The 25,448-nt window shown below is 67.9% G+C and carries 22 protein-coding genes; 11 read left to right on the forward strand and 11 right to left on the reverse strand.

Features of this window, described 5'->3' with window-relative positions:
* Positions 1–31 precede the first annotated feature (31 nt).
* From Herbaro_RS12185 to Herbaro_RS12195, 3 genes are all read left to right on the forward strand, one after another.
* On the forward strand, positions 32–3,862 hold the full coding sequence (locus tag Herbaro_RS12185; protein WP_275009897.1) for a beta strand repeat-containing protein: 3,831 nt from the start codon (positions 32–34) through the stop codon (positions 3,860–3,862).
* 35 nt (positions 3,863–3,897) lie between these two features.
* Positions 3,898–5,418 carry an argininosuccinate lyase gene (locus Herbaro_RS12190; protein WP_275009898.1) on the forward strand — a complete coding sequence of 507 codons (1,521 nt, stop codon included), beginning with the start codon at positions 3,898–3,900 and terminating at the stop codon, positions 5,416–5,418.
* Between the two features lie 149 nt (positions 5,419–5,567).
* Positions 5,568–7,442, forward strand: coding sequence for a peptide transporter (locus Herbaro_RS12195; protein ID WP_275009899.1), 1,875 nt, complete (start codon positions 5,568–5,570; stop codon positions 7,440–7,442).
* Positions 7,443–7,504: 62 nt separating this feature from the next.
* Here Herbaro_RS12195 and Herbaro_RS12200 read toward each other — a convergent pair whose 3' ends face one another.
* The 3 genes from Herbaro_RS12200 to Herbaro_RS12210 are packed head-to-tail and all read right to left on the reverse strand — an operon-like array spanning position 7,505 to position 10,251.
* Positions 7,505–8,521, reverse strand: coding sequence for an ABC transporter substrate-binding protein (locus tag Herbaro_RS12200; RefSeq protein WP_275009900.1), 1,017 nt, complete (start codon positions 8,519–8,521; stop codon positions 7,505–7,507).
* A 43-nt stretch (positions 8,522–8,564) separates the two neighbouring features.
* Positions 8,565–9,434, reverse strand: a complete 870-nt coding sequence (locus tag Herbaro_RS12205) for an ABC transporter permease (RefSeq protein WP_275009901.1) — start codon at positions 9,432–9,434, stop codon at positions 8,565–8,567.
* Between the two features lie 22 nt (positions 9,435–9,456).
* Positions 9,457–10,251, reverse strand: a complete 795-nt coding sequence (locus tag Herbaro_RS12210) for an ABC transporter ATP-binding protein (protein WP_275009902.1) — start codon at positions 10,249–10,251, stop codon at positions 9,457–9,459.
* Positions 10,252–10,432: 181 nt separating this feature from the next.
* On the opposite strand from Herbaro_RS12210, the gene Herbaro_RS12215 reads away from it, so the two are divergent.
* Both Herbaro_RS12215 and Herbaro_RS12220 read left to right on the forward strand, forming a co-directional pair.
* A complete protein-coding gene (locus tag Herbaro_RS12215; RefSeq protein WP_275009903.1) occupies positions 10,433–11,122 on the forward strand; it encodes a response regulator transcription factor in 690 nt (229 codons plus the stop codon).
* Complete coding sequence (locus Herbaro_RS12220; RefSeq protein WP_446719266.1) at positions 11,122–12,525, forward strand: sensor histidine kinase; 1,404 nt, start codon at positions 11,122–11,124, stop codon at positions 12,523–12,525. Before Herbaro_RS12215 ends, Herbaro_RS12220 begins: the two co-directional genes overlap by 1 nt.
* Here the strand turns inward: Herbaro_RS12220 and Herbaro_RS12225 are convergent.
* Positions 12,522–13,802, reverse strand: a complete 1,281-nt coding sequence (locus tag Herbaro_RS12225) for a cation:dicarboxylate symporter family transporter (RefSeq protein ID WP_275009904.1) — start codon at positions 13,800–13,802, stop codon at positions 12,522–12,524. The two genes, Herbaro_RS12220 and Herbaro_RS12225, sit on opposite strands and share 4 nt — an antisense overlap.
* Positions 13,803–14,037: 235 nt before the next feature.
* Between Herbaro_RS12225 and Herbaro_RS12230 the strand changes: the two genes are divergently transcribed.
* Positions 14,038–14,982 carry a LysR family transcriptional regulator gene (locus tag Herbaro_RS12230; RefSeq protein WP_275009905.1) on the forward strand — a complete coding sequence of 315 codons (945 nt, stop codon included), beginning with the start codon at positions 14,038–14,040 and terminating at the stop codon, positions 14,980–14,982.
* Positions 14,983–15,014: 32 nt separating this feature from the next.
* Here the strand turns inward: Herbaro_RS12230 and Herbaro_RS12235 are convergent, their stop codons facing one another.
* Positions 15,015–15,464, reverse strand: a complete 450-nt coding sequence (locus tag Herbaro_RS12235; RefSeq protein ID WP_275009906.1) for a hypothetical protein — start codon at positions 15,462–15,464, stop codon at positions 15,015–15,017.
* Between the two features lie 45 nt (positions 15,465–15,509).
* The gene (locus Herbaro_RS12240; RefSeq protein ID WP_275009907.1) at positions 15,510–16,688 is read right to left on the reverse strand and encodes a 50S ribosomal protein L11 methyltransferase; all 1,179 of its coding nucleotides are present in this window, start codon (positions 16,686–16,688) and stop codon (positions 15,510–15,512) included.
* A gap of 214 nt (positions 16,689–16,902) precedes the next feature.
* Here Herbaro_RS12240 and Herbaro_RS12245 point away from each other — a divergent pair, with 214 nt between their 5' ends.
* A complete protein-coding gene (locus Herbaro_RS12245) occupies positions 16,903–17,187 on the forward strand; it encodes a hypothetical protein (protein ID WP_275009908.1) in 285 nt (94 codons plus the stop codon).
* An 81-nt stretch (positions 17,188–17,268) separates the two neighbouring features.
* Here Herbaro_RS12245 and Herbaro_RS12250 read toward each other — a convergent pair whose 3' ends face one another.
* From Herbaro_RS12250 to Herbaro_RS12260, 3 genes are all read right to left on the reverse strand, one after another.
* Positions 17,269–18,147, reverse strand: coding sequence for a pirin family protein (locus Herbaro_RS12250; protein WP_275009909.1), 879 nt, complete (start codon positions 18,145–18,147; stop codon positions 17,269–17,271).
* A 67-nt stretch (positions 18,148–18,214) separates the two neighbouring features.
* Positions 18,215–19,072 carry a pirin family protein gene (locus tag Herbaro_RS12255; protein ID WP_275009910.1) on the reverse strand — a complete coding sequence of 286 codons (858 nt, stop codon included), beginning with the start codon at positions 19,070–19,072 and terminating at the stop codon, positions 18,215–18,217.
* Positions 19,073–19,157: 85 nt separating this feature from the next.
* Positions 19,158–19,553: a DoxX family protein gene (locus Herbaro_RS12260; RefSeq protein ID WP_275009911.1), complete on the reverse strand. Its 396-nt coding sequence runs from the start codon at positions 19,551–19,553 to the stop codon at positions 19,158–19,160.
* A gap of 206 nt (positions 19,554–19,759) precedes the next feature.
* On the opposite strand from Herbaro_RS12260, the gene Herbaro_RS12265 reads away from it, so the two are divergent.
* Positions 19,760–20,677, forward strand: a complete 918-nt coding sequence (locus Herbaro_RS12265) for a LysR family transcriptional regulator (RefSeq protein ID WP_275009912.1) — start codon at positions 19,760–19,762, stop codon at positions 20,675–20,677.
* A 9-nt stretch (positions 20,678–20,686) separates the two neighbouring features.
* Here Herbaro_RS12265 and Herbaro_RS12270 read toward each other — a convergent pair whose 3' ends face one another.
* Positions 20,687–21,697 (reverse strand): GlxA family transcriptional regulator, encoded by a 1,011-nt coding sequence (locus Herbaro_RS12270; protein WP_275009913.1) that lies wholly within the window; start codon positions 21,695–21,697, stop codon positions 20,687–20,689.
* Positions 21,698–21,736: 39 nt separating this feature from the next.
* On the reverse strand, positions 21,737–23,014 hold the full coding sequence (locus Herbaro_RS12275) for an MFS transporter (protein WP_275009915.1): 1,278 nt from the start codon (positions 23,012–23,014) through the stop codon (positions 21,737–21,739).
* Positions 23,015–23,135: 121 nt separating this feature from the next.
* Between Herbaro_RS12275 and Herbaro_RS12280 the strand changes: the two genes are divergently transcribed.
* The 3 genes from Herbaro_RS12280 (at position 23,136) to Herbaro_RS12290 (ending at position 25,399) form a co-directional block, all read left to right on the forward strand.
* Positions 23,136–23,666 carry an isochorismatase family protein gene (locus Herbaro_RS12280; RefSeq protein WP_275009916.1) on the forward strand — a complete coding sequence of 177 codons (531 nt, stop codon included), beginning with the start codon at positions 23,136–23,138 and terminating at the stop codon, positions 23,664–23,666.
* A 170-nt stretch (positions 23,667–23,836) separates the two neighbouring features.
* Positions 23,837–24,610, forward strand: a complete 774-nt coding sequence (fnr, locus tag Herbaro_RS12285) for a fumarate/nitrate reduction transcriptional regulator Fnr (RefSeq protein WP_275009917.1) — start codon at positions 23,837–23,839, stop codon at positions 24,608–24,610.
* Between the two features lie 51 nt (positions 24,611–24,661).
* Positions 24,662–25,399: a phosphatase PAP2 family protein gene (locus Herbaro_RS12290; RefSeq protein ID WP_275009918.1), complete on the forward strand. Its 738-nt coding sequence runs from the start codon at positions 24,662–24,664 to the stop codon at positions 25,397–25,399.
* Positions 25,400–25,448: the final 49 nt, after the last annotated feature.

The following is a 25,448-nucleotide window of genomic DNA, read 5'->3' on the forward strand; positions in this document are numbered from 1 at the left end:
AGAGCTTCCGAAGGACACAAGAGGAGACCAGATGAACCACCGACCACCCGCCCGCCGCCCGCGCCTGCCCGCCCTGTCGCCGATCGCCCACGCGGCGCTGTGCGCGGCCTTCGGCCTGGCGCCGCTGACCGCCGCCGCGCTGGACGCCGGCGCCCTGCCCACCAACGGCCAGATCGTTGCCGGCAGCGGCGCCATCAGCAGTTCCGGCAACACCATGACCGTGACGCAAAACAGCGGCCGCATGGTGACCAACTGGGACACCTTCAACATCGGCAGCGCCGCCTCGGTCAACTTCGTGCAACCGACCTCCTCGTCGGTGGCGCTGAACCGCGTGCTCTCCAGCGACGCTTCGCAGATCATGGGCGCCCTGAACGCCAACGGCCAGGTCTACCTGGTCAACCCCAACGGCGTGCTGTTCGGCGCCGGGTCCTCGGTCAGCGTCGGCGGCCTGGTGGCCAGCACGCTCAACATCTCGGACGCCAACTTCATGGCCGGGCGCAATGTGTTCGAGCTTGAAGGCGGCAATGGAACGGTAGTCAACCTGGGCAACATCACCGCCACCGACGGCGGCTACGTGGCGCTGCTGGGCGCGCAGGTGCGCAACGAAGGCGCCATCGCCGCCCGGCTCGGTTCGGTGGCGCTGGGCGCGGGCCAGAAGATCACGCTCGACTTCAACGGCGACGGCCTCATCAACATGGAGGTCAACAATCCCGCCGTCAACGCCGGCGTCGCCAACGCCGGGCTGATCCAGGCCAACGGCGGCACGGTGCTGATGAGCGCGCACGCCGGCAATGCGCTGATGGCCGAAGTGGTCAACAACAGCGGCATCATCGAAGCCACCAGCCTGCAACAGCGCAACGGCGTGGTGGTGCTCGACGGCGGCGACAGCGGCGTGGTCGCCAATCGCGGCGTCATCGACGTCTCCGGCCGCAATGCCGGCGAGACCGGCGGCAGCGTGAAGCTGCTGGGCCAGTACGTGGGCATGTTCGACGGCAGCCGCATCGACGCCTCGGGCGACGCCGGCGGCGGCACCGTGCTGGCCGGCGGCGACTACCAGGGCGGCAACGGCGTGTTCCAGGCCAGCGCCACCTACATGGACGCCAACGCCAGCATCGACGCCTCGGCGCGCTCCTCGGGCAACGGCGGCAAGGTGATCCTGTGGTCGGAGGACGCCACGCGCTTCTACGGCGACATCAACGTGGCCGGCGGCGCAGCCGGCGCGGGCGGCCTGGTGGAGACGTCCGGGCATTACCTCGACGTGAGCGGCGCCGTGAACCTTTCCCGCGGCGGCACCTGGCTGCTCGATCCGGTGAGCATCAACATCACCAGCGGCGCCAGCAGCGGCATGAACGCCAGCAGCCCGTTCCAGCCGTCGGGCACGACCAATTCGACGCTGAGCTCGGCCACGCTGAACGCCTCGCTCAGCGAAGGCGCCAACATCATCGTGCAGACCACCACCGGAGGGGCGGCGACCGGCGGCGACATCACCGTCTCCGACAACATCCGGGCCGTCGGCAACGCCTCGCTGACGCTGCTGGCGCATCGCAACATCTCGATGACCAACACCAGCATCAGCAACGCCGCCGGCAAGACGCTCAACGTCACGCTCAACTCCAGCACCGCGGGCAACGGCTCGATCGCCCTCAGCAATGCCTCCATCACCACCAACGGCGGCAACATCACCCTGATCAGCAACACCACCGGCGGCAACGGCAACGCCACCGCCATCGCCGGCGGCAGCACGCTGGACGCCGGCGGCGGCAACATCAACATCAGCGCGATCCAGGGCAACGCCGGCGGCACCGGCGACGCCTTCATCCTGACCGGCGGCAGCAAGCTGCTCACCAGCGGCGCCGGTTCGATCAAGATCGACAGCACCAACCTGGGCAGCGGCAACGCCACCCGCATCTTCAGCACCAACAACACCATCGCCGCCACTGGCTCGGGCGACGTCAACATCAGCGGCAACGCCACGTCGGGCTTCGGCGTGCTGATCTGCTCCACGGCGGCGACCTCGTCCCAGAACATCACGGTGGGCAGCGGCAACCTGACCATCCAGGCCAATGCCAACGGCTTCGCCGGCAGCGGGCGCGGCGTGTTCATCGCGGCCAACACCAGCAGCGGCTCCGGCGGCAACGTCAAACTGGCCGCGACCGCCGGCGGCAACATCACCATCAGCGGCGCCAGCAGCGCGGGCCGCGCGGTGGAGTTGCTGACGCTGGGCGCCGGATCGGGCATTGCGCTCAGTTCGACCACCGGCAACATTTCCATCACCGGCAGCAGCGGCGGCAGCTACGGCGCCCTGTTGAACGGCTCGGCCGCGGCGTCGACCATCTCGGTGCTCACCGGCGGCAACATCGCCATCACCGGCAACAGCGCCGGCGGCACCACGCCGTCGATGGCCTTCATCGCTTCGGGCGCGGGCACTTCGGCCTCCGCCCCGGGCGCCAACATCACCGTGCGCAGCAGCGCCGGCAACGTCAACCTGGCCGCCAACAACACCCAGGTCAACAACTCCAGCGGCTCGTTCAAGGCGCTCTCGCTGGACGCCGGCGGCGCCTACGCCACGATCAACGTGGGCGCCACCACCGGCCAGCTGCGCCTGGACGGCACCAGCGCCTCCGGCCGCGGCGTCGACATCTCGCCCTCCGGCGCCAATGCCGCCATCAACCTCAGCACCACCAGCGGCGACATCGTCATCAACGGCAACAGCACCAACAGCTTCGGCGGCTACGGCATCTTCTTCAACTCGACCGGCGGCTCGCAGGGCGTGACCGTCTCCACCACGACCGGCAACATCACGCTGACGGGCGACTCGGTGGGTACCTCGGACGCCATCGCGCTGGGCGGCAACGGCACCGCCTCGGCCAACCGCATCACCTCGCAGGGCGGCAACATCACGCTGAACGGCAACTTCCATTCGCCCAACCTGCCCGAGCTGGACCACGGCATCGCCATCCTCTCCGTCACCAACGTGATCAGCACCACCGGCAACGGCAACGTCACGCTCACCGGCAACGCCGGCGACCAGGGCAACGGCGTGGCCTTCTACGGCAACGGCCGCGCCACCGTGAGCGTGGAAAACGGCAAGCTGTCCATTACCGGCACCAGCAACTACGGCGACGGCATCGGCATGCAGACCGGCATCAACACCATCCGCGCCACCGGCAGCGGATCGGTGGCCCTCAACGGCAGCTCGGTGTTCGGCAGCGGCATCAGCATCTACCCGTCCGGCAACGCCAGCGCCAATATCATCGCCACCGTCAGCGGCGACCTCGCGCTGACCGGCGTGAGCAGCGCCTCTTCTTCAGCTGCGGGCATCCTGATCCGCGCCGCCGCCGCGACGCCGGCCAACGGCGTGTCCATCGCCTCGGCCAGCGGCAACGTCAGCCTCTCCGGCACCGGCCTGGGTTCGGGCGAAGGCATTTCCTTCGTCGGCACCAGCAGCAACGGCTACAACACGGTGGCCGCCGGCGGCAGCGGCAACCTGAACGTCACCGCCATCAGCAACGGCGCCTACGGCTTGCGCTTCAACGGCGGCAACAACGCGCTGCTGGTGCAGGACGGCGTGTTGTCGATCACCGCGCGCGCCGCCGGCGGCACGCCGATCGGCCAATCCGGCGACACCACCACCATCGCCGCCCTGGGCAGCGGCGTGGTGATCCGCAACCTGGGCGGCTTCACCAGCAACACCCTGACCAATCCGGTCGTGACGCCGGCCTCGACTTCGGTGCAGAGCAGCCAGGTCGACAAGACATGGATCACGCCGGCGCCGGCATCGATGCGCCTGACGCCCATCGGCGGCGACGCCGACCGCGTCAGCATCGACCTGGCGCAATTGGGCCGCCCGGTTTCCGATTGAGATATCCCATCACTCATCCACAGAGAGCCAACACCATGAAAGCCAATCACCTCCGCACCCCACGCGTGCCGCGCCTGCGCAAGCTGGCCGTCCTGACGCTGGCGGCCTGCATGCTGCCGGCCTTCGCGGCGGACAAGAATCCGCATGACAATTTCTACTTCCTCGGGGAAATGAACAAGGCCTCGACCGTGATGACGATCGAGAACAAGATCGTGCCGCCGGAGCTGGGCAAGACCATCGTCAAGGCGGTCGACCAGGTGATCAGGGACGGCGACCAGCCCGGCGCCAAGCGCCCCGCCGACTACCTGCAGTACGAGCCGCTGATCCTGGCCTACGCCGGCCCGGACGGCTCGCGCATGCACTCCGGACGCAGCCGCCAGGACATCCTCTCGACCACGCGCCGCCTGATGCAGCGCGAGCGCGTGCTGGCGCTGATGGAGCAGATGAACAAGTCCAAGGCGGTGTTCCTGAAGCTGGCCGAAGACAACCTCGACACCATCGTCCCCGCCTACACCAACGGCGTGCAGGCGCAGCCGACCACCTATGCGCATTACCTGCTGGCCTTCGCCGCCGCCTTCGGCCGCGACGCCGCCCGCTTCCGGGAAGCCTATGCGCGCCTGAACCTCAATCCGCTGGGCGCGGCCGCGCTGGGCACCTCCAGCTTCCCGGTGGACCGCAACCGCCTGGCCGAGCTGCTGGGCTTCGATGGCCCGGTGGAGAACTCCTATGACGCGGCCCAGCTGGGCGCGCTCGACATCGGCGTGGAACTGGTCGGCATCTGCAGCAACGCCGCGCTGACCATCGGCATCCTGATGCAGGACATGCACACCCAGTACCACAACCCCTACCCGTGGATCATGATCCGCGAGGGCCGCCTGACCGGCACCTCCAGCATCATGCCGCAGAAGCGCAACCCCTACGGCCTGAACGTGCTGCGGCTGCAAGCCAGCGAGGTGGTGGGCGGCGCCATGACCTTCCAGGTCGAGGCGCACAACGTCACGCCCGGCATGCCCGACTACAAGCGCGACCAGGTCGAGAAGACGCTGGACCTGACCGCCAACTCCTTCGGCAAGCTGGCCGACCTGATGACCAACCTGGTGATCGACAAGGATCGCGCCCTGGCCGAGGTGGATGCCGACTACTCCACCACCACCGAGCTGGCCGACATCCTGCAACGCGACTCCAACGTGCCCTTCCGCGTGGGCCACCACTTCGCCTCCGACCTGGTGACCTACGGCCGCCTGAACAAGATCAAGCCGGCCGACATCCCGTTCGACCAGGTGCAGAAGATCTACGGCGACGCCCTGAAGGCCTTCGACTTCGACCACGCCCGCTTCCCGCTGACGCAGGAGCGCTTCCGCCAGGCCCTGACCGCGCAGAACATGATCGATTCCAGCCGCGGCCTGGGCGGCCCGCAGCGCGCCGAGGTGCAGCGCATGCTCACCGCCGAGCGCGCGCGCCTGGCGCAGGACGAGCAATGGCTCAAGGGCCAGCGCGACAAGCTGGCCGCGGCGCAGCAGAAGCTGGATACGGCTTTCTACAAGCTGGGCCAATAAGGAGCACGAATACCCTTTGTGGGGGAAACGGGCCACGCAATCCGGCGGCCCGGGGTTGACGCCTGGCTTGGGAGCTGGCGGCGGACGCACTTCGGCGGCACAATGCCGGGTGCGTCCTTTTTTATTTCATGCGAGAAGCGAATCCAGCCATGACGGCCACCACGACCGACGACATTTTCTCCCTGGAAAAATTCGAATACCTCTGCTACTCGCGCCAGCAGGAGCCGGCCGCGCGCGAGCTGGTGCGCCTGCTGGTGCTGATCGACCGCAACTACGGCAAGCTGGCCAGCAATTTCTCGCTGTCGGTGTCGCCGGCGGTATCGGCCGCGGCGCTGGAGCAGCATGTGCTCACGCGCGTGACCAGCGCGATCTCGGCCTTGTTCTCGGATCCCGGCTTCCATATCAGCCCGGACGGCTTCGGCCAGCTGATCAACTTCCAGCGCTGGCTGTCGTCCCTGTTCGGCGCCAGCCACTTCATCAACTGCGACCACATCCTGCGCTCGCTCAACCTCGGCGGTCCGGACGCCACCGTGTTCCAGATCAAGCCGCTGGACCTGGTGAAGTTCTGCATCCTCTATTCGCCGGAGTCGGAATTGCCGCTGGACGTGGAGATGCTGTGGCAACAGAACAAGCCGCTGGCGGCGGCCCTGTTCATGGCGCTGATGTCGCCGCGCTTCCTGGGCACGCCGGCCGCGCACTCCAAGCGCGAAGCGCTGCTCGGTTGGCTGCCCGACCGCCTGCAGGAACTGGATTCGCTGGACGGCCTGCCGGTGGCGGTGCTGCATGACGTCTACATGCACTGCAGCTACGCCGACCTGCCGCAGCGCCATCGCATCAAGGGCGCCATCAACGTCCTGATCGAGAAGAAGCTGCGCGAAGCCGGGCTGCACGACATCGAATCCGCTGAAGGCGGTGCGACCGCGGCGGACGATGAAAAACCGGTCATGCTGGTGTTGCTGGAATGGTTCTCCGGCGGCCACTCGATCTACCGCACCCACTCCAAGACGCTGGAGGCGGCGCGCCGCCACTTCCGCCTGGTGGCCATCGGCTACGAGGCCAATACCGACGAACTGGGCCGCGCCGTGTTCGACGAGTTCATCGCCTTCGACAAGCCGGGCGACATGCTGGCCTGCCTGGCGCAGCTGCGCGCGCTTGCCGTGCAGCGCAAGCCGCGCGTGCTGTACATGCCCAGCGTGGGCATGTTCCCCATCACCATGTTCGCCGCCAACCTGCGCGTGGCGCCGCTGCAGGTGGCCGCGCTGGGCCACCCGGCCACCACGCACTCCAAGCGCATCGACTACATCAGCGTGGAGGACGACTTCGTCGGCGACCCGGCCTGCTTCAGCGAGAAACTGCTGCGCCTGCCGGCCGACGGCCAGCCCTACCGTCCGTCGGCCGTTCCGTTCAGCGTGCCGCGCCTGGAACGCACCGACAAGCCCTACGTCAACGTGGCCATTGCCGCCACCACGATGAAGATGAACCCGCGCTTCCTGATGGCCTGCCAGAAGATCGCCGAACTGGCGCTGCAGCCGCCTGACGGCCGACCAGGCAAGCAGGTGCGCTTCCATTTCCTGGTGGGCCAGGCGCAGGGGCTGCTGTATCCGCAGCTGCAGCGCCTGATCCTGCGCTACGTGCCCGGCGCCAGCGTCTATCCGCACCAGCCTTACCAGGAGTACCTGTCCATCTTCAACCAGTGCGACATGTTCCTCTCGCCCCTGCCCTTCGGCAACACCAACGGCATCATCGACGCCTTCACGGTGGGCCTGCCGGGCGTGTGCAAGACCGGCCCGGAAGTGTTCGAGCACATCGACGAAGGCCTGTTCCGCCGCATCGGCATGCCCGACTGGACCATCGCCGCCACGCTGGACGACTACATCCTGGCGGCCGTGCGCATGGCGACCGGCTTCGGCGAGCGCGAGCGCCTGTACCGCTACCTGGCCGACCCGCAATACCTGCAGCGCCTGTTCGAGGGACGCCCGGAATCGCTGGGCGACGCGCTGGCCGAGCTCATCCGCGGCCGCTGAGGAACGCGCAAGAAAAATGCCGTCCGGCGCAAGCGGGACGGCATTTTCATGGGCCAGCGCAATCAGCTGCCCTTGCGGTCCTTGAAGGCCGGCACGAACATCTCGTTCCACGTCGCCGGCTTGGTCTTGATGGTGCCGGCTTTGCTCATGAACAGCACGTATTGCATGATGTCCACCGGCGTGGTCGAGAACTGGGTGCCGGGATCGGCCAGCATCTGCTCCACTTCCTCCTGCGGCAGCTTGAGCTTGGAGACGCGCAGGAAGGTTTCGGCCGCGCCCTTGCGGTTCTTGGCGATGTAGGCGTTGGCCTCCTCCTGCGCGGCCATGAAGGCCTGGGTCAGCTTGGGGTTCTTGTCGGTGAAGGACTTCAGCGCGAACACCACGTCGATGGTGATGTTGCCCAGCACGTCCGACGAATTGAGCACGCGGGTGATGCGCGGATCCTTGGCCTCCTGGTAGGAGAACGGCGGCGAGGTGAAGTGGGCGGTGATCTCGGTCTTGCCCGAGAGCAGCGAGCCCATGGCCTCGGGGTGCGACAGGCTCACCGTCAGCGGATCGAGCTTGGCGTAGTTCTCGATGCCGAAGGTCTTGGCCACGGCCATCTGCAGCAGCACCGCCGACAGCGAGGTCTTGATGCCGGGGATGGCGATCTTGTCCTTGGGCGTAAAGTCCTTGAGCGACTTGACGTTGGGATTATTGGTGTTCAACCACAGCGGCGAGGTCGACAGCGCGCCCAGGCCCACCACCTCCGAGCGCGGGATGCCATGCGCCTTGGACCACAGCGTCACGAAGCCCGGCGCGCCGGTGCCGGCCACGTCCAGGTTACCGGCCAGCATGGCGTCGTTGATCACGTTGCCGCCGTCCAGCAGCACCCAGTTGGTCTTGACCTCGCCCAGGCCGAGCGCCTTGGCGTGCTTCTCGACCAGGCCCTGGTCGCGGATCACCATCAGCGGCAGGTACAGCAGGCCGTAGCCGTGCGAGATGCGCACCGCCTGGGCCTCGGCGCGCACGGCGCCGGATGCGGTGGACAACGCCAGTGCGGCGGCGATCATCATGCTGGAAAAAGCGCGGCGTTTCATTCTTGTCTCCTTTTTGGATCGTCAGTGTAGGTGTTATCGGTGTTCAGTGCTGCATGCCCCAGCGGCGGATGGTGCGCTTCTCCACTTGGGCGAAGACCAGGTTCTCGACCACCAGGCCGATGATGATCACGAAGAACAGGCCAGAGAACACGTTGGCGGTTTCCAGCTGGTTGCGGTTTTCGAAGATGTACCAGCCCAGGCCGCCGGAGCCGGACGACACGCCGAACACCAGCTCGGCGGCGATCAGCGTGCGCCAGGCGAAGGCCCAGCCCACCTTCAGGCCGGTCAGGATGCTGGGGAAGGCGGCCGGGATCAGGATCGCCTTGACCAGCGAGAAGCGGCGCAGGCCGTAGTTCTGCCCCACCATGCGCAGCGTGTTGGACACCGCGCGGAAACCTCCGTGGGTATTCAGGGCCACCGCCCACAGCACCGAGTGCACCAGCACGAAGATGATGCTGCCTGTGCCCAGGCCGAACCAGATCAGCGCCAGCGGCAGCAAGGCGATGGCCGGCAAGGGGTTGAACATCGAGGTCAGGGTTTCCAGCAGGTCATTGCCGATGCGCGAGCTGATGGCCAGTGTCGTCAGCAGGCCCGCCAGCAGGATGCCCAGGCCGTAGCCCACCAGCAGTGTCTGCATCGACACCGCGGCGCGCTCGATCAGCACGCCGCTGGCGATGCCGGAGAGGAAGGCGTGCACCGTCTCGCTGAAACTGGGAAACAGCAGCGCGTTGTCCAGCCAGCGGCCGTAGATCTCCCAGATCGCCGCCAGCGCCAGCAGGATCACGGTCTTGCGCAGCCAGCCCATGCGGTAGAGCGACTCGAAGGCCGACAGCGGGCGCTGGACTTCGGCGGTGGCGTTGAGATTGGGTTCGACCACGATTTCCGGGCGGACGAAGGGCAGGTTCTTGTTCATGTTCTGTCTCCTTGCTCGCGGATCAGTGATGCGCGAACAGCATGTCGTTGATGCGGGTTTCCAGTTCGGCCTGGGCCGCGGTGCCCATCTGCTCCGGCGCGATGCTGTTGAGTTCGGCGCGCACCTGGCCCGGGTGCGGGGTCAGCAGCAGGATGCGGGTGCCGATGCGGATCGCCTCTTCGATCGAGTGCGTCACGAACAGCACGGTGAACTGGGTGTCGTCCCACAGGCGCAGCAGCTCGTCCTGCATCTTGCGGCGCGTGAGCGCGTCCAGCGCGGCGAAGGGTTCGTCCATCAGCAGCACGTCCGGCTCCATGGCCATGCCGCGCGCGATCGAGACGCGCTGCTTCATGCCGCCCGAAAGCATGTGGGGATAGCTGTCGATGAACTTGGCCAGGCCCACTTTCTCGATGTAGTACTCGGCGCGTTCGGCGGCGGCCACGCCTTGCAGGCGACCGCTGGCGCTGAGCGCGAACTCGACGTTCTGGCGCACCGTCTTCCACGGCAGCAGCTGGTCGAACTCCTGGAACACCATCATGCGGTCCGGCCCCGGCTCGCGCACCTCGCGGCCCTTGAGGCGGATCGCGCCCGAGGTCGGCTGCAGGTAGCCGCCGATGGCCTTCAACAGCGTGGACTTGCCGCAACCCGAGGGGCCGAGCAAGATGTAGCGGTCGGAAGGATGGACGTTGAAGCTGACCTGCTGGGTGGCGGTCACCAGCGAATCGCTGGTCTTGTATTGCAGGGTGACGTTGTCGATCTCCAGCAGCGGGCGCGAAGGATCGACGGCGGATGCGGCGTCATGGGCATTGTCGCTCATGCAAGTCTCCAATCTGGTTTTAGTAGTTGGATCGCATGCTAGGGCGCGAAGCTGTAACGAATCTGACTAAATCCTGACGCGTGGCTTTTTTTCGCGCCCCGGCGACGCCGGCGGGCATACAATTGCGCCTGCCCAAGCAGCGCCACAGCTGCAGCATCAGCATAAGACTGGAGATAACACCATGCGCATCCTGCTGGTCGAAGACACCCCCGACGTGGCCGAAGCCATCGTCTCCCACCTCGCCCGCATCGGCCACACCGTGGAATGGGAAAGCAACGGCGCCGCCGCCGGCCGCCGCATGGCCGACGCCTACGACCTGGTGATCCTGGACGTGATGCTGCCGCAGCAGGACGGCTTCTCGCTGCTGGAGCAGCTGCGCGGGCGCGGCCAGCACACGCCGGTGCTGATGCTGACCGCCTGCGCCGAGATCGAGGAGCGGGTGCGCGCGCTGGACCTGGGCGCCGACGACTACCTGATCAAGCCCTTCGACTTCCGCGAGCTGGACGCCCGCATCCGCGTCCTGCTGCGGCGCAGCGGCGGCGAATCGACCAACCTGATCCACTGCGCCAACGTCAGCATCGACCGCAAGAGCCGCAGCGCCACGCTGGACGGCGCACCCATCGAGCTGACCCGGCGCGAGGTGACGCTGCTGGAGATCATCGCCGCCCGCCCGGGACGCATCTTCAACAAGGAAGAACTGATGGATCGCCTCTTCACCGTGGACGACACACCCAACGCCAACACCGTCGAACAATACGTGGCGCGCCTGCGCAAGAAGCTGGTCGGCGCCGCCTTCGAGATCCGCACGCTGCGCGGCCTGGGCTACCAGCTGGTGCTGCACGCGCCGGCCGACGCCGGGGCCCTCCACTGATGCAGCGTTCGCAGCACGTCGTCGCCGGGCGCTCGCTGTATGTCCGGCTGGTCACGCGCATGGGGGCGGTGCTGGCGGTGAGCGCCGCGGTGCTGCTGATCGCCATCTGGATCTCCACCCAGCTGGCCGCCAATGACGCCTACGACCGCATCCTCTCCGGCAGCGCGCTGCAGATCGCCGAGAACACCTGGTACGAGAACGGCGCCGTCAACGTCGACGTGCCGCTGGCCGCGCTGTCGATGCTGGGCACGGGCGACCACGCGATCTACGCGGTGTTCGACCCGCAAGGCCGGGTGATCGCCGGCGACGGCGAGTTCCGCCCCGAGATTCCCTGGGACGAACTGGAGCAAGGCCCGCTGCTGCGCGACGGCGAGTACCTCGGCACGCCGGTGCGCATGGCCGTCATCGGCCGCCGCATGCCGGTGGCCGGGCCCCACCCGTGGGCGGTGATCGTGCTGGCGCAGACCAACAACGCCCGCACCTCCTTCGCCCAGAGCCTGGGCACCAAGGCGCTGCTGCTGATCGTGGCCATGAGCGCACTGACGCTGGTGGCGGCCATGTTCACGCTGTACCAGGCGCTGGCGCCCCTCAAACGCATCGAGGCGGCGATCCGCGAGCGCGACCTGAACGACCTCTCGCCGCTGACGCTGACGGTGCCGGCCGAGACCCACGCGCTGGTGTCGGCCATCAACGCCTTCATGCAGCGCCTGGCGGTGCACCGCGCCACCATGCGCCGCGTGATCGGCGACGCCGCGCACCAGTTGCGCACCCCGGTCACGGCGCTCTTGTCGCAGATGGAATTGCTGGAGTCGCAGACCGACGACGACAGGCGCCGCCGCCACCTGGACCAGCTGCGCGAGCGCACGCGCAGCCTGGGCGCGCTGGTGAACCAGCTGATCAACCACGCGATGGTCCAGCACCGCAACGACATCAGCCTGCGCGGGCGCATCGACCTGGGCGAGCTGGTGCGCCGGCAGATGACCGAGGTGCTCTCCAACCGCGCGCGCACGCCCGACGACCTGGCGCTGGACACGCCGCAGGCGCCCTGCCTGATCCGCGGCGACGCCATCAGCCTGGCCGAGGCGATCAAGAACATCCTCGACAACGCCCTGCAATACGGCGCGCCCGGCCTGCTGCACGTGCGCCTGGAGACGCGCCCTGAGCGCTGCGAACTGCGCTTCGTCGACGACGGCCCCGGCATCGCGGCGGCCGACTGGGAACGCCTGCGCAAGCCCTTCGCGCCGCGCGGCGAAGGACGCATGGGCGCCAGCCTGGGCCTGTCCATCGTGGAGGAAGTCATGCGCGCGCACGACGGCGAGATGCGCTTCGAACATCTGCCCGAGGGGCATTTTGCGGTGGTGCTGGAGTTTCCTGCCTGGCAGGAGTCTCTGGCGTTCCCCTAGTCCGGGATCAGGCCCAGCTCCCGCCGCATCGCCGCACGGTCGAACTCCTTCTCCCATACCGCGATCACCACGCACGCCAGGCAATTGCCGATGACGTTGGTGAGCGAGCGGCATTTCATCAGCCGCTCCACGCCCAGCAGCAGCACGATGCCGCCCACGGGCACCAGTTGCAAGGCGGTCAGCGTGGCGGCCAGGGCGATGAAGCCGGAACCGGTGACGCTGGTGGCGCCCTTGGAGGTGAGCATGGCGATGGCCAGCAGCGTGGCCAGTTGCCACGGCCCGAGGTGCACGCCGGACGCCTGCGCCAGGAACAGCGTGGCCATGGCGAGGTAGAGGTTGGTGCCGGAGAGGTTGAAACTGTAGCCCGCCGGCAGCACCAGGCGCACCACGCTGCGCGAGCAGCCCAGCCGTTCCATCTTGTTGATCAGGCCGGGCAGCGCCGCCACCGAGGAGGCGGTGAAGATCACCAGCAGCAGCTCGTCGCGCACATAGGCGATCAGGCGGAACAGGTTCACGCCCAGGCCGCGCGCGATCAGGGCCATCACCGCGATCACGAAGAACAGGCTGGCCAGGTAGATCGCGCCGACGAAGCGCAGCAGCGGCAGCATCGACCCCATGCCGTAGCGGCCGATGGTGAAGGCCATCGCGCCGAAGGCGGCCAGCGGCGCCAGCCTGAGGATGATGTTGATCATCCCGAACAGCACGCCCAGCACCGCCTCAAGAAAATCGCGCAGCCGGCCGAAGCGTTCGTCGCGGGCCGACAGCTTGCCCAGCGCGACGCCGAAGAACACCGCCACCAGCAGGATCTGCAGGCTGTTGTTGTGGACGAAGGCGCCGATGAAGCTGTCCGGGATCAGCCCCAGCGCAAACTGGTCGATGCGGAAATCCTCGGCGCGGCGGATGTAGCCCGCCGCCAGTTCGCCGCCGGCCGCCTGCGCGGCGTCGGTCGAGAGATCGAGATGGAAGCCGCCGCCCGGTTGCAGCAAGACGCCGGCGGCAATGCCCACCACCAGCGAGAGCAAGGCCATGGCCTCGAAGTAGAGCACGGCCTTGCCGCCGAGCCTGGCGGCGCGGGCCCGGCCCTGCATGCCGGCGATGCCCGACACCACCAGCATGAACATGATCACGCCGATCAGCATGCCGATCAGCTTGACGAAGCCGTCCGACAACGGCTTCAACTGCACCGCCACATCCGGCAGCCATTGGCCCAGCGCAATGCCGGCCGCGATCGCCGCCGCCATCTGCACCAGTCCGTTGCTGAAGATCCTCCCTGCCATCTTGCAGGCGCCGGGGCGGCGCCGTCTCCCTCTCTTGTCGTTATGGCGCGGCCTCGAAGCCGGCCTTGTTTTGCCCTGCCGCAAGTCTACCGGCGAAGCCGCCCGCGTACTCTAAGGGATATCCGTCATTGCCGCAGGCGCTGCCCATGGCGGCGGCGGTTCGGCATCTGTAAAATGTATCGACAATTCAAATCGCCAACAAACAAAATATAGAGACAGGGACGAACAGAACGCCATGGAACTGCGTCATCTCCGCTATTTCCTGGTGGTCGCCGAGGAGCAGCACTTCACGCGCGCCGCCGAACGCCTGGGCATGCAGCAGCCCCCGTTGTCGCAGCAGATCCGCTTGCTGGAACAGGAGCTGGGCTTCGAGCTGTTCCGCCGCCATCCCAAGGGCGCCGACCTGACCGCCGGCGGCAAGGTGTTCCTGGAGGAGGCCAAGGCCATCCTGCGCAGCGTCGAGCTGGCCTCGCAGAAGGCCGCGCGCGCGGCGCAAGGCTTCGCCGGCACCATCTCGATCGGCTTCACCAGCTCGGCCGCCGCCCACCCGCTGATCCCCGGCATCATCCGCGCCTACCGCCAGGCCTATCCGGGCGTGCACATGGCGCTGACCGAGGCCAACGCCGCCGAACTGACCGAGGATGTCATGCACGGCAAGGTCGACATGGGTTTCCTGCGCCAGCCGGTGGCGCAGCCGCAGGGCATCGCCTTTCACGCGCTGGTGGAAGAGGAAATGTTGCTGATCCTGCCCGCCGGCCATCCCCTGCTGGCCGATGCGCGCAAGCGCGGCCGGCGCGCCGGGGACGATGCGATGCCCGAGGTCTCGCTCAAGGCGCTGGCGGGCGAGGAGTTCATCCTGGTGCGCCGCCATGGCGCGCCGGGCATGTATTCCAACCTGATCGCGGCGTGCGAGAACGCCGGCTTCACGCCGAAGATCGCGCTGGAGATCGACCGCATGCTGACCAACATCAGCCTGGTGGCCGCGGGCGTGGGGATATCGGTGGTGCCGGCCTCGATGAAGAGTTTCCACCGCGAGAGCGTGGTGTATTGCCGGGTGAAGGACGCCAGGCCGGCGTTGCTGGCGCCGATCAACCTGGTCTGCCGCGGCGAGCCCGCCGGGCCGACGCAGCAGAACTTCCTGAAGCTGGCGCGGGAATTCCCCGGGCGCGCCGGCGGCTGAAGCGCCGCGCCGGGGCGGCGCTCACCTTTCCATCACTTCCATTCGAGGATGGCGCTCTTGCGATCCAGCCAATGCACCTTCACGCCGCCGGGCGCCACCTTGCGAGCGGCGCAGGCGCTGGCGGCCAGCGCGAACGGCGCATCGTAGTAGCGGCCCGATGCAGAGGAACGCAGCGCGGTCTGCGGCGCGTTCTTGCTGATCCAGTCGGCCGAATTGGTGCGCAGGAAGATCATGCAGGCGCCGCCGTTGTCGGCCACCTGGCAGCTGCAGCTGTTGCCGGAAGTGTTGATCGGTTCGCCGGGCTGGGCGCCGCGGTTGAGCGCGTCAGGCACCGGTACCGGCACCGGAACCGGGATGCGGTTGTTATGCGTGCCGTAGCTGCCGCCCAGGTCGCGCGTGGTGACCTGGGCGCCGGCCTGCGCCGCGATAACGCAAGCCAGGGCTGCGAGCGCGTGGCGTAACAGGGTGCGCGGAACGGTCATGGCCAATCTCCTCTTCTTGTCTCTCGTCTCTCGGGCTGAATCGGCTCAGGCGCGCGCCTTGAGCCGCCACAGCGTGGTGGTTTCCTTGCTGCGCGCGGCATGCAGCGGATCGTCGCGGTCGGCGGCCTTGCCGTGGCGCGGCTTGATGTCGTGCCGGCCGGCCACTTCCAGGCCGGCGCCGGCGATCGCACCGGCCAGCATGCCGCGCGGACGCAAACCCAGGTGCTCGGCGAAATCGGACATGATCAGCCAGCCCTCGCCACCCGGCGCCAGGTGCTGCGCCAGGCCGTTCAGGAAGCCGAGCAACATGCGGCTGTCAGGGTCGTAGACCGCGTGTTCGATGGGCGAACTGGGGCGCGCCGGCAGCCATGGCGGATTGCACACGATCACCGGCGCGCGGCCTTCGGGAAACAGGTCGGCCTGCTTCAGCTCGACCTGCTTGCGTACCGCCAGCGCAGTGAGGTTCTCAGCCGCGCAGGCCAGCGCGCGCGGGTCGGTGTCGGTCGCCACGATCTTGCGCACGCCGCGCCGCGCCAGCACCGCCGACAGCACGCCGCTGCCCACGCCGATGTCGAACGCCAGCTCGGTGGACGGCAGCGGCGCCTGCGCGACCAGGTCGACATACTCGCCGCGCACCGGGGAAAACACGCCGTAGTAGGGATGGATGGCGCCGTCCAGCGCGGCAATCGCCACGCCCTTCTTGCGCCATTCGTGGGCGCCGATCAAACCCTGCAGCTCGCGCAGCGAGGCCGCGAAGGCTTCGCCGGCCAGCGCCTCGCCATAGGCCTCGCGGCACGCCGCCTGCACGTCCGGTGCGCGGCGCAGCGGTACGCTGAAGCCGGGCTCGAAGGGGATGAGCAGCATGCCGAGGATGCGCGCGCGCTGCGCCTGCATCTGGCGCTGGTGGTGGAAAGCATGGCCTGGCTGGGCGGCATCGGGAGATGCGGGCGCGCCCTTCTTCTTGGCCTCGGCGCGTTCGCGCGCGCGGTCGATGCGCCGGCCCAGCGCCTGCAGCAGCAGGCGCGCGTTCTGGAAGTCGCCGCGCCACAGCAGGCCGGTGCCTTCGCAGGCCAGCTTGTAGGCGGTGTCGGCGGGGATCTGGTCGTCCGCTTCCACCACGCGCTTGGGCGGCGGGTTGCCCGCCTCCGAGTGCCAGCGCAGCGTGTGCCGGACATCGCCCGATTGCCAGGCGAGCTGGGGAATGGAATCGTCGGTTTGAGTCATGTATCTGGATTGATCCTGTAGGCGGGCGGCACGAAAGCGCCGAAACAGCCGCCAGTGTAACAAAGCAACCCCTTGCCACCGCGCAGGAACTTCGCTTTGCGGATGGCGACAAACCGAAAGCATTTGATGCCGGGCAAGTTCCGGCGGCTTTTTCCGCCCGCCGGGCGCCAATGCGCCTATGATGAAGACCGGCCAACCCACCGAAGGAGATCACATGAACGAACAGCAAACGCCCCGCTTCGACCACCAGCGATTGCTGGAGATGGTCGGCGAGTTCGAGCAGGAGCTGCAAAAGCTGCCCGCCGGCAGCGGCGAGGCGAGCCAACTGCGCGAGGACATCGCCCGCCTCAGGCAACACCTGTCGGCGCCGCAGCCCCATGCCGGCGCGGTGCAGGATTCCTGGCAATCGCTGCGGCGCGCGGCCGACAGCGTCGAAAACGCGGTCCTGAAGGACAGCCCCTACATCGCCGAGATGGGCCGCATCATCGGCCTGCTCTGAGCGGCGCCCGCCGCCCAAGCGAAAACCGCCTGCCGCAGTGATTGCGGCAGGCGGTTTTTTCTTGGCGCGACAGGATTGCCGTCAGTGCGCCGGCAGCGGGATCCATTCGGTCTCGCCGGGGATATCGGGGAAGACATCCTTGTCGCGGCTGTTCCAGGCCTGCTTGGCGGCCTCGATCTTCTCGCGCGAGGTGGCCACGAAGTTCCACCAGACGAAGCGCGGGCCGTCCAGCGGCTCGCCGCCCAGGATCATGAAGACCGTCTCGCCCACCGCCTTGAGCGCCACCGCGGCGCCCGGCTCCAGGATCGCCAGCGTGCCGGCTTCCAGGCGTTCGCCGTCGAGCGTGACCTCGCCCTTGACCACATAGACCGCGCGCTCGGAGACCTCGGCCGGGACCTCGATCTCGCCGCCCTCGGCGGTGCTGCCGGCCACGTACAGCGTCGGGCTGGAGGTCACCACCGGCGAAGTCACGCCGAAGACCGAGCCTGCCAGTACATGCAGTTTCGCGCCGCCGACCTGGGCGGTCGGCATTTCTTCCGAGGCGTAATGGCGGAACAGCGGATCGCAGATCTCCTCGTCGGCCGGCAGCGCCACCCACATCTGCAGGCCATGCACCGGCACCTTCTGCGCGCGGATGTCGTCGGGAACGCGCTCCGAGTGCACGATGCCGCGGCCGGCGGACATCCAGTTGACCGCCCCCGGGGTGATGCGCTGGACCACGCCCAGGCTGTCGCGATGCATCATGGCGCCGGAGAACAGGTAGGTCACGGTGGCCAGGCCGATGTGCGGGTGCGGGCGGACGTCGCCCTCGGTGGTGCCGGCGTCGAATTCGACCGGCCCCATGTGATCGAAGAAGACGAAGGGGCCGACGGTGCGGGCGGCGGCGGCCGGCAAGAGGCGGCGCACCGGAAAGCCGATGTCGCGGGTCAGGCCGTGGATCATGTGGCGGATGTTGCTCATGGTGTTCTCCCTGGCGGCGCATGCCCGGATTGGCATGCGCCTGTTTGGTTTGACTGGGTCAGCCGGCTCAGAAACGGCCGCCGCGGAAATCGTCGATCGCTTGCTCGACCTGTTCGCGGGTATTCATCACGAACGGGCCCCATTGGGCGATCGGCTCATTCAAGGGCTTGCCGGCGATCAGCAGGAAGCGGCTGCCCTGCTCGGCCGTCACCCGCACGCCGGCCGAACCGATCGCGTTGGACAGCACCGCCATGCGGCCGGCGTCGGCCGGACGGCTCTCGCCCTCGGCGCCCACCGCCAGCTTGCCTTCATACACGTACAGGAAGGCATTGTGCGTGGCCGGGATCGGCAGGTCCAGCGTCACGCCGGCTTCCAGCGCCAGGTCGAGGTAGATCGGCTCGGTGGTGTCGCGTCGGATCGCGCCGGCCTTGCCGAAGGCCTCGCCTGCCAGCACCCGCACCTTCACGCCGGGCCGGGGTGCGGTCTCGGGAATGCCGGCCGACGGGATGTCGCTGTAGCCGGGCTCGGTCATCTTGTCCTTGCCGGCCAGGTTGACCCACAGCTGGAAGCCGCTCATCAGGCCGTCTTCCTGCTCCGGCAGTTCCGAATGCACCAGGCCGCGGCCGGCAGTCATCCATTGCATGCCGCCCGGTTCCAGCAGGCCTTCGTTGCCCGCGGTGTCGCGGTGGCGCATGCGGCCGGCCAGCATGTAGGTCACGGTCTCGAAGCCGCGATGCGGGTGGTCGGGGAAGCCGGCCAGGTAATCGCTGGGCTCGTCGGAGTGAAAGGCGTCCAGCATCAGGAACGGATCCAGGCGGCGTTGCAGGTCATGGGTCAGCACGCGGGTCAGGCTGACGCCGGCGCCATCCTGGGTGGGGATGCCGTTGACGAGACGTTCGATCTGGCGGGTGTAGGCGGTGCTCATTTGCTTATCTCCTGTGGTCGGCCCGCTTCTTGTGGAAGCGGGCCAGTGGTGATTCGATATATCGGTGCGGCGGACGGCCCTGGGATCAGCGGCGCTGTTCCGGCTCGGCTTCGGTGTCGATGGTCGAGACCAGCAGCAAGGCGCCGATGATCGAGACGTTCTTCAGGAAGTGGGTCAGCTGCGCTTGCGCGGCGGCGCCGTCCAGGGTCCAGAAGTGGTGGGCCGAGAGCGTCGCGCCGACCGTGAACAGCGCGATGATCAGCGCCACCGGCTTGACGCCGCGACCGGTCATCAGCAGCAGGCCGCCGCCGACTTCCACCAGGATGGTCACCAGCACGGCGATGGTCGGCATGGGCAGGCCCAGGCTGTCGAAGTAACCGACGGTGCCGGCGAAGCCGATGATCTTGAAGACCCCGGAGATGACGAACAGGGAAGCCAGCAGGACGCGGCCGATGCGGAAGATGTTTTGGTTGGTGATCATGATGTGCCTCTTTCGTATGTTGGGTTGGGAATGTTCCTTCGATTTGCCTTCTTATTTCCTGTATTCAACTGCGCCGGCTTTCGCTTGTTCGTTTTGCCCGTTTCGCTGAGCCAGTGACGACAGAATAAGCAAAATCACCCACACAAAAAACTGATTATCTTTTTATAATCAATATCTGATAATTAGATAATGTTGAGCGCCCACCCATGAACATCGAACGCCTTTCCCTGGACCAGTTGCGCGTCTTCGTGAAGGTCGCCGACAGCGGCAGCTTCCTCGCCGCCGCGCGCAAGCTGGTGCGCGCCCAGTCCGCGGTCAGCTACGCCATCGCCTCGCTGGAAGACCAGCTGGGCGTGCTGCTGTTCGACCGCAGCGGCTACCGGCCGCAGCTGACCGATCCGGGCGTGGCGCTGCTGGCCGACGCCCGGCAGGTGCTGGATCATGTGGATTCGCTGCAGGTGCGGGCCAATTCCTACGCCAAGGGGCAGGAGCTGGAGGTGGCGCTGGCGGTGGACGTGTTCTTCCCCACCGGCTGCCTGGTGGATTTGCTCCAGCGCTTCCGCGACGCCTTCCCCGCCGTCACGGTGCGGCTGGATATCGAGGCGCTGGGCGCGGTGGCCGAGCGGGTGCTGGACGGACGCGCCATGCTGGGCATCCTCGGCACGCTGCCCACCACGCCGCCCAACCTGCTGCGCATCAGCCTGCCGGCGGTGCGCCTGGTGGCGGTGGTGGCGCCGCATCATCCGCTGGCGCGGGTCAAGGGACGGGTCGCGGAAAAGCTGCTGGCGCAGCAGACCCAGCTGGTGCTGTCGGACCGCAGCGAACTGACCGCGCGCCAGGATTTCTCGGTGCACTCGCGCCTGACCTGGCGCATGAGCGACCTCGGCACCAAGCACGCCCTGCTGCGCGCCGGCATGGGCTGGGGCAACATGCCGCTGCACGTGGTGAGGGACGACATCGACGCCGGCCGGCTGGTGACCATCGCCACCATCCACCACCCGCCGCAAGGCTCCGACTTGCCGGTGCAGTGCGTCTACAAGCCGGATCACAAGGCCGGGCCGGCGCTGTCGTGGTGGCTGGATTCGCTGGCGGCGCTGACGACGCTGGAAGCGCCGGCCGCCTGAAACCGCACGTCAATACGCCGAAAACCGCTCCCGGTACTGCGCCGGACTCACGCCCAGCTGGCGCTGGAACACGCGGCGCAGGTTCTGCTCCTCGCCGTAGCCGGCATCGTTGGCGATGCGCTTCAAGGGCAAGGAGGTTTCTTCCAGCGCCCGGCGCGCCGCTTCCAGCCGCATCAGCTCGACGGTGCGCGCGGGCGTGCGTCCGGTTTCGGCGGCATAGGCGCGGGCGAAGGTGCGCGGGCTCATGTGCATGCGCTGCGCCAGGTTCTCCACCCGCAGGTCCTGCCCCAGGTTGCCGGCGATCCAGGCGTGCAGTTCGGCGAAGCGACCGGCGCCGGACGCCTGCGAGGCCAGCGGCGCGCTGAACTGCGACTGGCCGCCGGGGCGCTTGATGAACATCACCAGCTGGCGCGCCACGGCGATCGCGCTTTGATGGCCGAGATCCTGCTCCAGCAGCGCCAGCGCCAGGTCGATGCCGGCGGTGACGCCGGCCGAGGTCCAGATGCGGCCCTGGCGGATGAAGATCGGGTCGGCGTCCACCTGCAATTGCGGATAACGGCGCTGCAATTCTCCGGCCCAGTCCCAATGGGTGGTCACCCGCAAGCCGTCGAGCACGCCGGCCTCCGCCAGGTGGAAGGCGCCGGTGCAGACCGAGCACACCCGCTGCGCCTGCGCGGCATGGCGGCGTATCCACGCCACCAGGTCGGCATCGATGTCGAAATCGTCGCCCAGGCTGCCGCCCGGCGAGATCAGGGTATGCAGGCCGGCCTCGTCCCGCAGCGCCCGGTCCAGCGTCGCCAGCGATTCGGTGGCCAGCGGCAGCCCGGCATTGGTGACGATGACGCCGCCGGCGGCCGACGCCACATGCAGGCGATAGCGCTCGCTGCCTGCCAGGCGGTTCGCGGTGGCGAACACCTGCAAGGGGCCGGAAAGGTCGAGCAGGTTCATGCCGCCGTAGGCCAGCAGCGCCACCCGGCGCGGCGCCGCGGATGCGGTGGAAGAAGACGGGCGCGGGCTCATGCGGCGCCTGCCGTAGGGGTATTGTCCATGCGTCCCATGTTATCCCATGCTCCCGGCCGCCTGCGCGCGCGCCGCGCGTTGCCCGATCATCCAGCGCGCCGTGGCCAGCGTGGACAGCAGCAGGATCGGCAGGATGGCGGCATTGAGCGTCTCCCAGCCGAAGCGCGCCAGCAAGGGGCCGGCGCCCAGCGTGGCCAGCGCGGTGGCGCCGTAGCGCAGCAGTTCGGAGAAGCCCTGGGTCTTGGCCCGCTCGGAGGGCGCATAGGACTGCGCCAGCAAGGTGGTGCCGCCGACGAACATGAAATTCCAGCCCACGCCCAGGAACAGCAAGGCGGCATAGAAGGCCGGCAGGCTGGTCGAGGCCATCGCCGTGGCGGCGCAGGCCAGGTTCAGCGCCAGCCCGGCCAGCAGCACCGAACCCAGGCCGAAGCGCTTGATCAGGCGTCCGGCGAAGAAGGATGGCGCGTACATGCCGACCAGGTGCCACTGGATGATGGCGGCGCCGTCGTCGATGCCGTGGTGGCAGGCCACTGCCGCAAGCGGCGCGGCGGTCATGATCAGCATCATCACCATGGAGCCGGCCACGTTGTTGGCCACCGACGCCATGAACACCGGGGTGCGCGCGATCTCGGCCAGGGGCCGCGCCGGCGCGTCCGCACTGCCGGCGTCGGCGGCGGCCGGGGCTGCGCCCAGGTCGCGGTAGAACGCCAGCAGCACCACCACCGAGAGCAGCCCCATGGCGGCCACCACCAGGTAGGCGCCGGCGAACAGGGCCGCGGGGAACAGGTCCTTGCTCCACGCCGCCAGCGCGGGGCCGGCGATGGCGGCGATCACGCCGCCGGCCAGCACGGTGGAAATGGCGCGGCTCTTGGCCTCGTCGGCCACGGCGTCGGCCGCGGCCAGCCGGTAATATTGCGCGAAGGCCTGGAACACGCCGACCATCGCCGTGCCGGCGCAGAAGGTCCAGAACTGCGCATGGAACACCGACCACACCGACACCAGCCCGCCCACGCAGCAGCTGGCCGCGCCCAACGCGAAGGACAGGCGCCGCCCCAGCCGCTGGATCAGGAAGGCGGCGAACCAGGTGACCAGCGCCCCGGCCACGGTGATCAGGGCGAAGGGCAAGGTCGCCAGCGCCTTGTCCGGGGCCAGTTGCCATCCGGTCAATGCGGTCAGGGTCAGGTCGATCGAGATGGCGCAGGTGAACAGGCCCTGGCACACGGCCAGCACGGAGGCGTTGCGCTTGCCCGCCGCCGGCGAATAAGCCTGCGGTAAGGAAGCGGCTCTACTATCATGGTCGGTCTGCGGGCGGGTCATCGGTTTGCTCCGGAAGGTTGGCGATGGGAAAATTGTCGAATTGGCGCAAAATGGCGTCAATGACACAAACCGTTCAATTCCTGCCAAGCCCCTGCACCGCCCGGAACGAGGAGCGCCAACGATGCTGATCAATGCAAGCCAATCCGCCCTGCTGGTGGTCGACCTGCAGCAAAAGCTGCTGCCGGCGATCCATGACAACGAAACCATCCTGGCCCAGGCCGTGCGCCTGGCGACCATTGCCGGCTTGCTGGGCGTGCCGGTGATCGGTACCGCGCAGATCCCTGACAAGCTGGGCCCCAACCATCCCGCCGTAGCCCGGCTGTGCGACAAGATCCTGGCCAAGAGCCACTTCGACGCCTGCGCCGAGGGCCTGCTGCCGGCCCTGCCCACGGCCGTGCGGCAGATCGTCATCAGCGGCTGCGAGACCCACATCTGCGTGCTGCAGACCGCGCTCTCGCTGCTCGAGCGCGGCTACCGGGTGCTGCCGCTGCTGGACGCCTGCGGCTCGCGCAAGACCAGCGACCGCGACGCCGCCTTCGCCCGCCTGCGCCAGGCCGGCGCCGAACCGGTGACGGTGGAGATGGTGGCCTACGAGTGGATGCGCGATAGCCGCCATGCGCAGTTCCGCGAGGTGCTCAAGCTGATCAAGTGAGCGCCGGGAACGTAACCGGAACTCACCGGCCCTGTTGAACTGATGAAAGTTTCTCCAAGCGTTACCCGGACGACATTGTCCGGCCCGGAACTGTGGTACAAGCAATTGCGCGCGGCTGCGATCCGCGGCGCGCCAGACCGCATTACATGAAGAAGGAACCCGAACCGCCCATGTCCAGCCTACCGTCTCCCGCTCCCGCCTCCTCCCGTTCGACCCCGGCCGTCAACGTGCAGGCGCTGCGCGCCAGCTGCTCGGCCTGCAGCATGCACCAGCTGTGCCTGCCGATGGGCCTGGACCAGGGCGACATGCAGCGGCTGGAGCAGGTCATCAGCCGCCGCCGCAAGGTCCGGCGCGACGAGACCCTGTACCGCCTCGACGACAAGTTCGACATGCTGTACGCGATCCGCCTGGGCCACTTCAAGACCTTCCAGCGCAACTCCAACGGCGGCGAACAGATCACCGGCTTCCAGATGGCCGGCGAGCTGCTGGGCATGGACGCCATCGGCGCCGGGCACCACCTGTGCGACGCGGTCGCGCTGGAAGACAGCGAGGTCTGCGAGATCCCCTTCGCCAGCCTGGAGGACCTTTTCCGCGACATGCCCACGCTGCTGCGCCAGTTCCACCGCATGATGAGCCTGGAGATCTCGCGCGAACAGCGCGTGATGCTGACCCTGGGCAGCATGACCGCCCAGCAGAAGATGGCGGCCTTCCTGCTCAACCTGTCCACGCGCTACGCCAGCCGCGGCTACTCCTCCACCCGCTTCCAGCTGCGCATGACGCGCGAGGAAATCGGCAACTACCTGGGCCTGGCGGTGGAGAGCGTGAGCCGCCTGCTGTCCGGCTTCAAGAAGACCGGCGTCATCGAGGTCAACCACCGCGACCTCGAATTGCTGGACCTGCCCACGCTGCGCGCCATCGCCCTGGGTAACGATCCCTGCGCCTGAACCGCGGCTGAAGCGCGGGGCCGGCCGCGTCCGGCGCGTTAGAATTGCCGGATGACAGATCCCCTCCGCAAGCCCCCCGCTCCTGCTCCCGGCTTCCTGCGCCGCCGCTTCGACCGCCGCCACCATCTCGGCCTGCCGCTGACCACCGGCCTGCTGGCCGTGACCGCCACCCTCTTGCTGTTCGCGCTGGTCGCCTGGGAGGTCAGCACCCACGGCGACCTGACGCGGCTGGACCAGCAGCTGGCCGACTGGTTCAATCGCCGCGCCTTCTCGCCGCTGACCGACATGGTGCTGGCTTACACCCACCTGCACGGCACGGTCGGCGTGCTGGCCATCGGCGCCCTGGCGCTATGGCGCATGCTGCGCCTGCGGCAATGGCTGTGGGCGGCCGACCTGCTGCTGGTGCTGCCGGGCGGGATGCTGTTCAACTTCGGGCTCAAGCACGTCTTTGCGCGGCTGCGGCCAAGTTTCGACGATCCCATCCTGGTGCTGCACAGCTACAGCTTCCCCAGCGGCCACACCATCGGCGCCACGCTGCTGTATGCGATGCTGGCGGCCTACTTGCTGAACCAGCCGGTCCCGGCGCGGCGGCGCGGGACCACGGTTGCGGTGATCGCCGCCGCGCTGCTGCTGGTGGCGCTGACGGCGTTCAGCCGGGTCTACCTCGGCGCCCATTTCCTGAGCGACGTGCTGGCCGCCGCGCTGCTGGGCCTCGCCTGGTTCGCCTTCTGGACCACCGCGCTTTTCACCGCGCGGCGGCACTATTCGGCACGGACGCGCTCCAACTGATTTTCCACCCAGGCGGCCGGCGTTCCAGCGGCTGCCCACGACAAGAAAT

Source organism: Herbaspirillum sp. WKF16 (genome assembly GCF_028993615.1).
GTDB lineage: Bacteria > Pseudomonadota > Gammaproteobacteria > Burkholderiales > Burkholderiaceae_D > Herbaspirillum.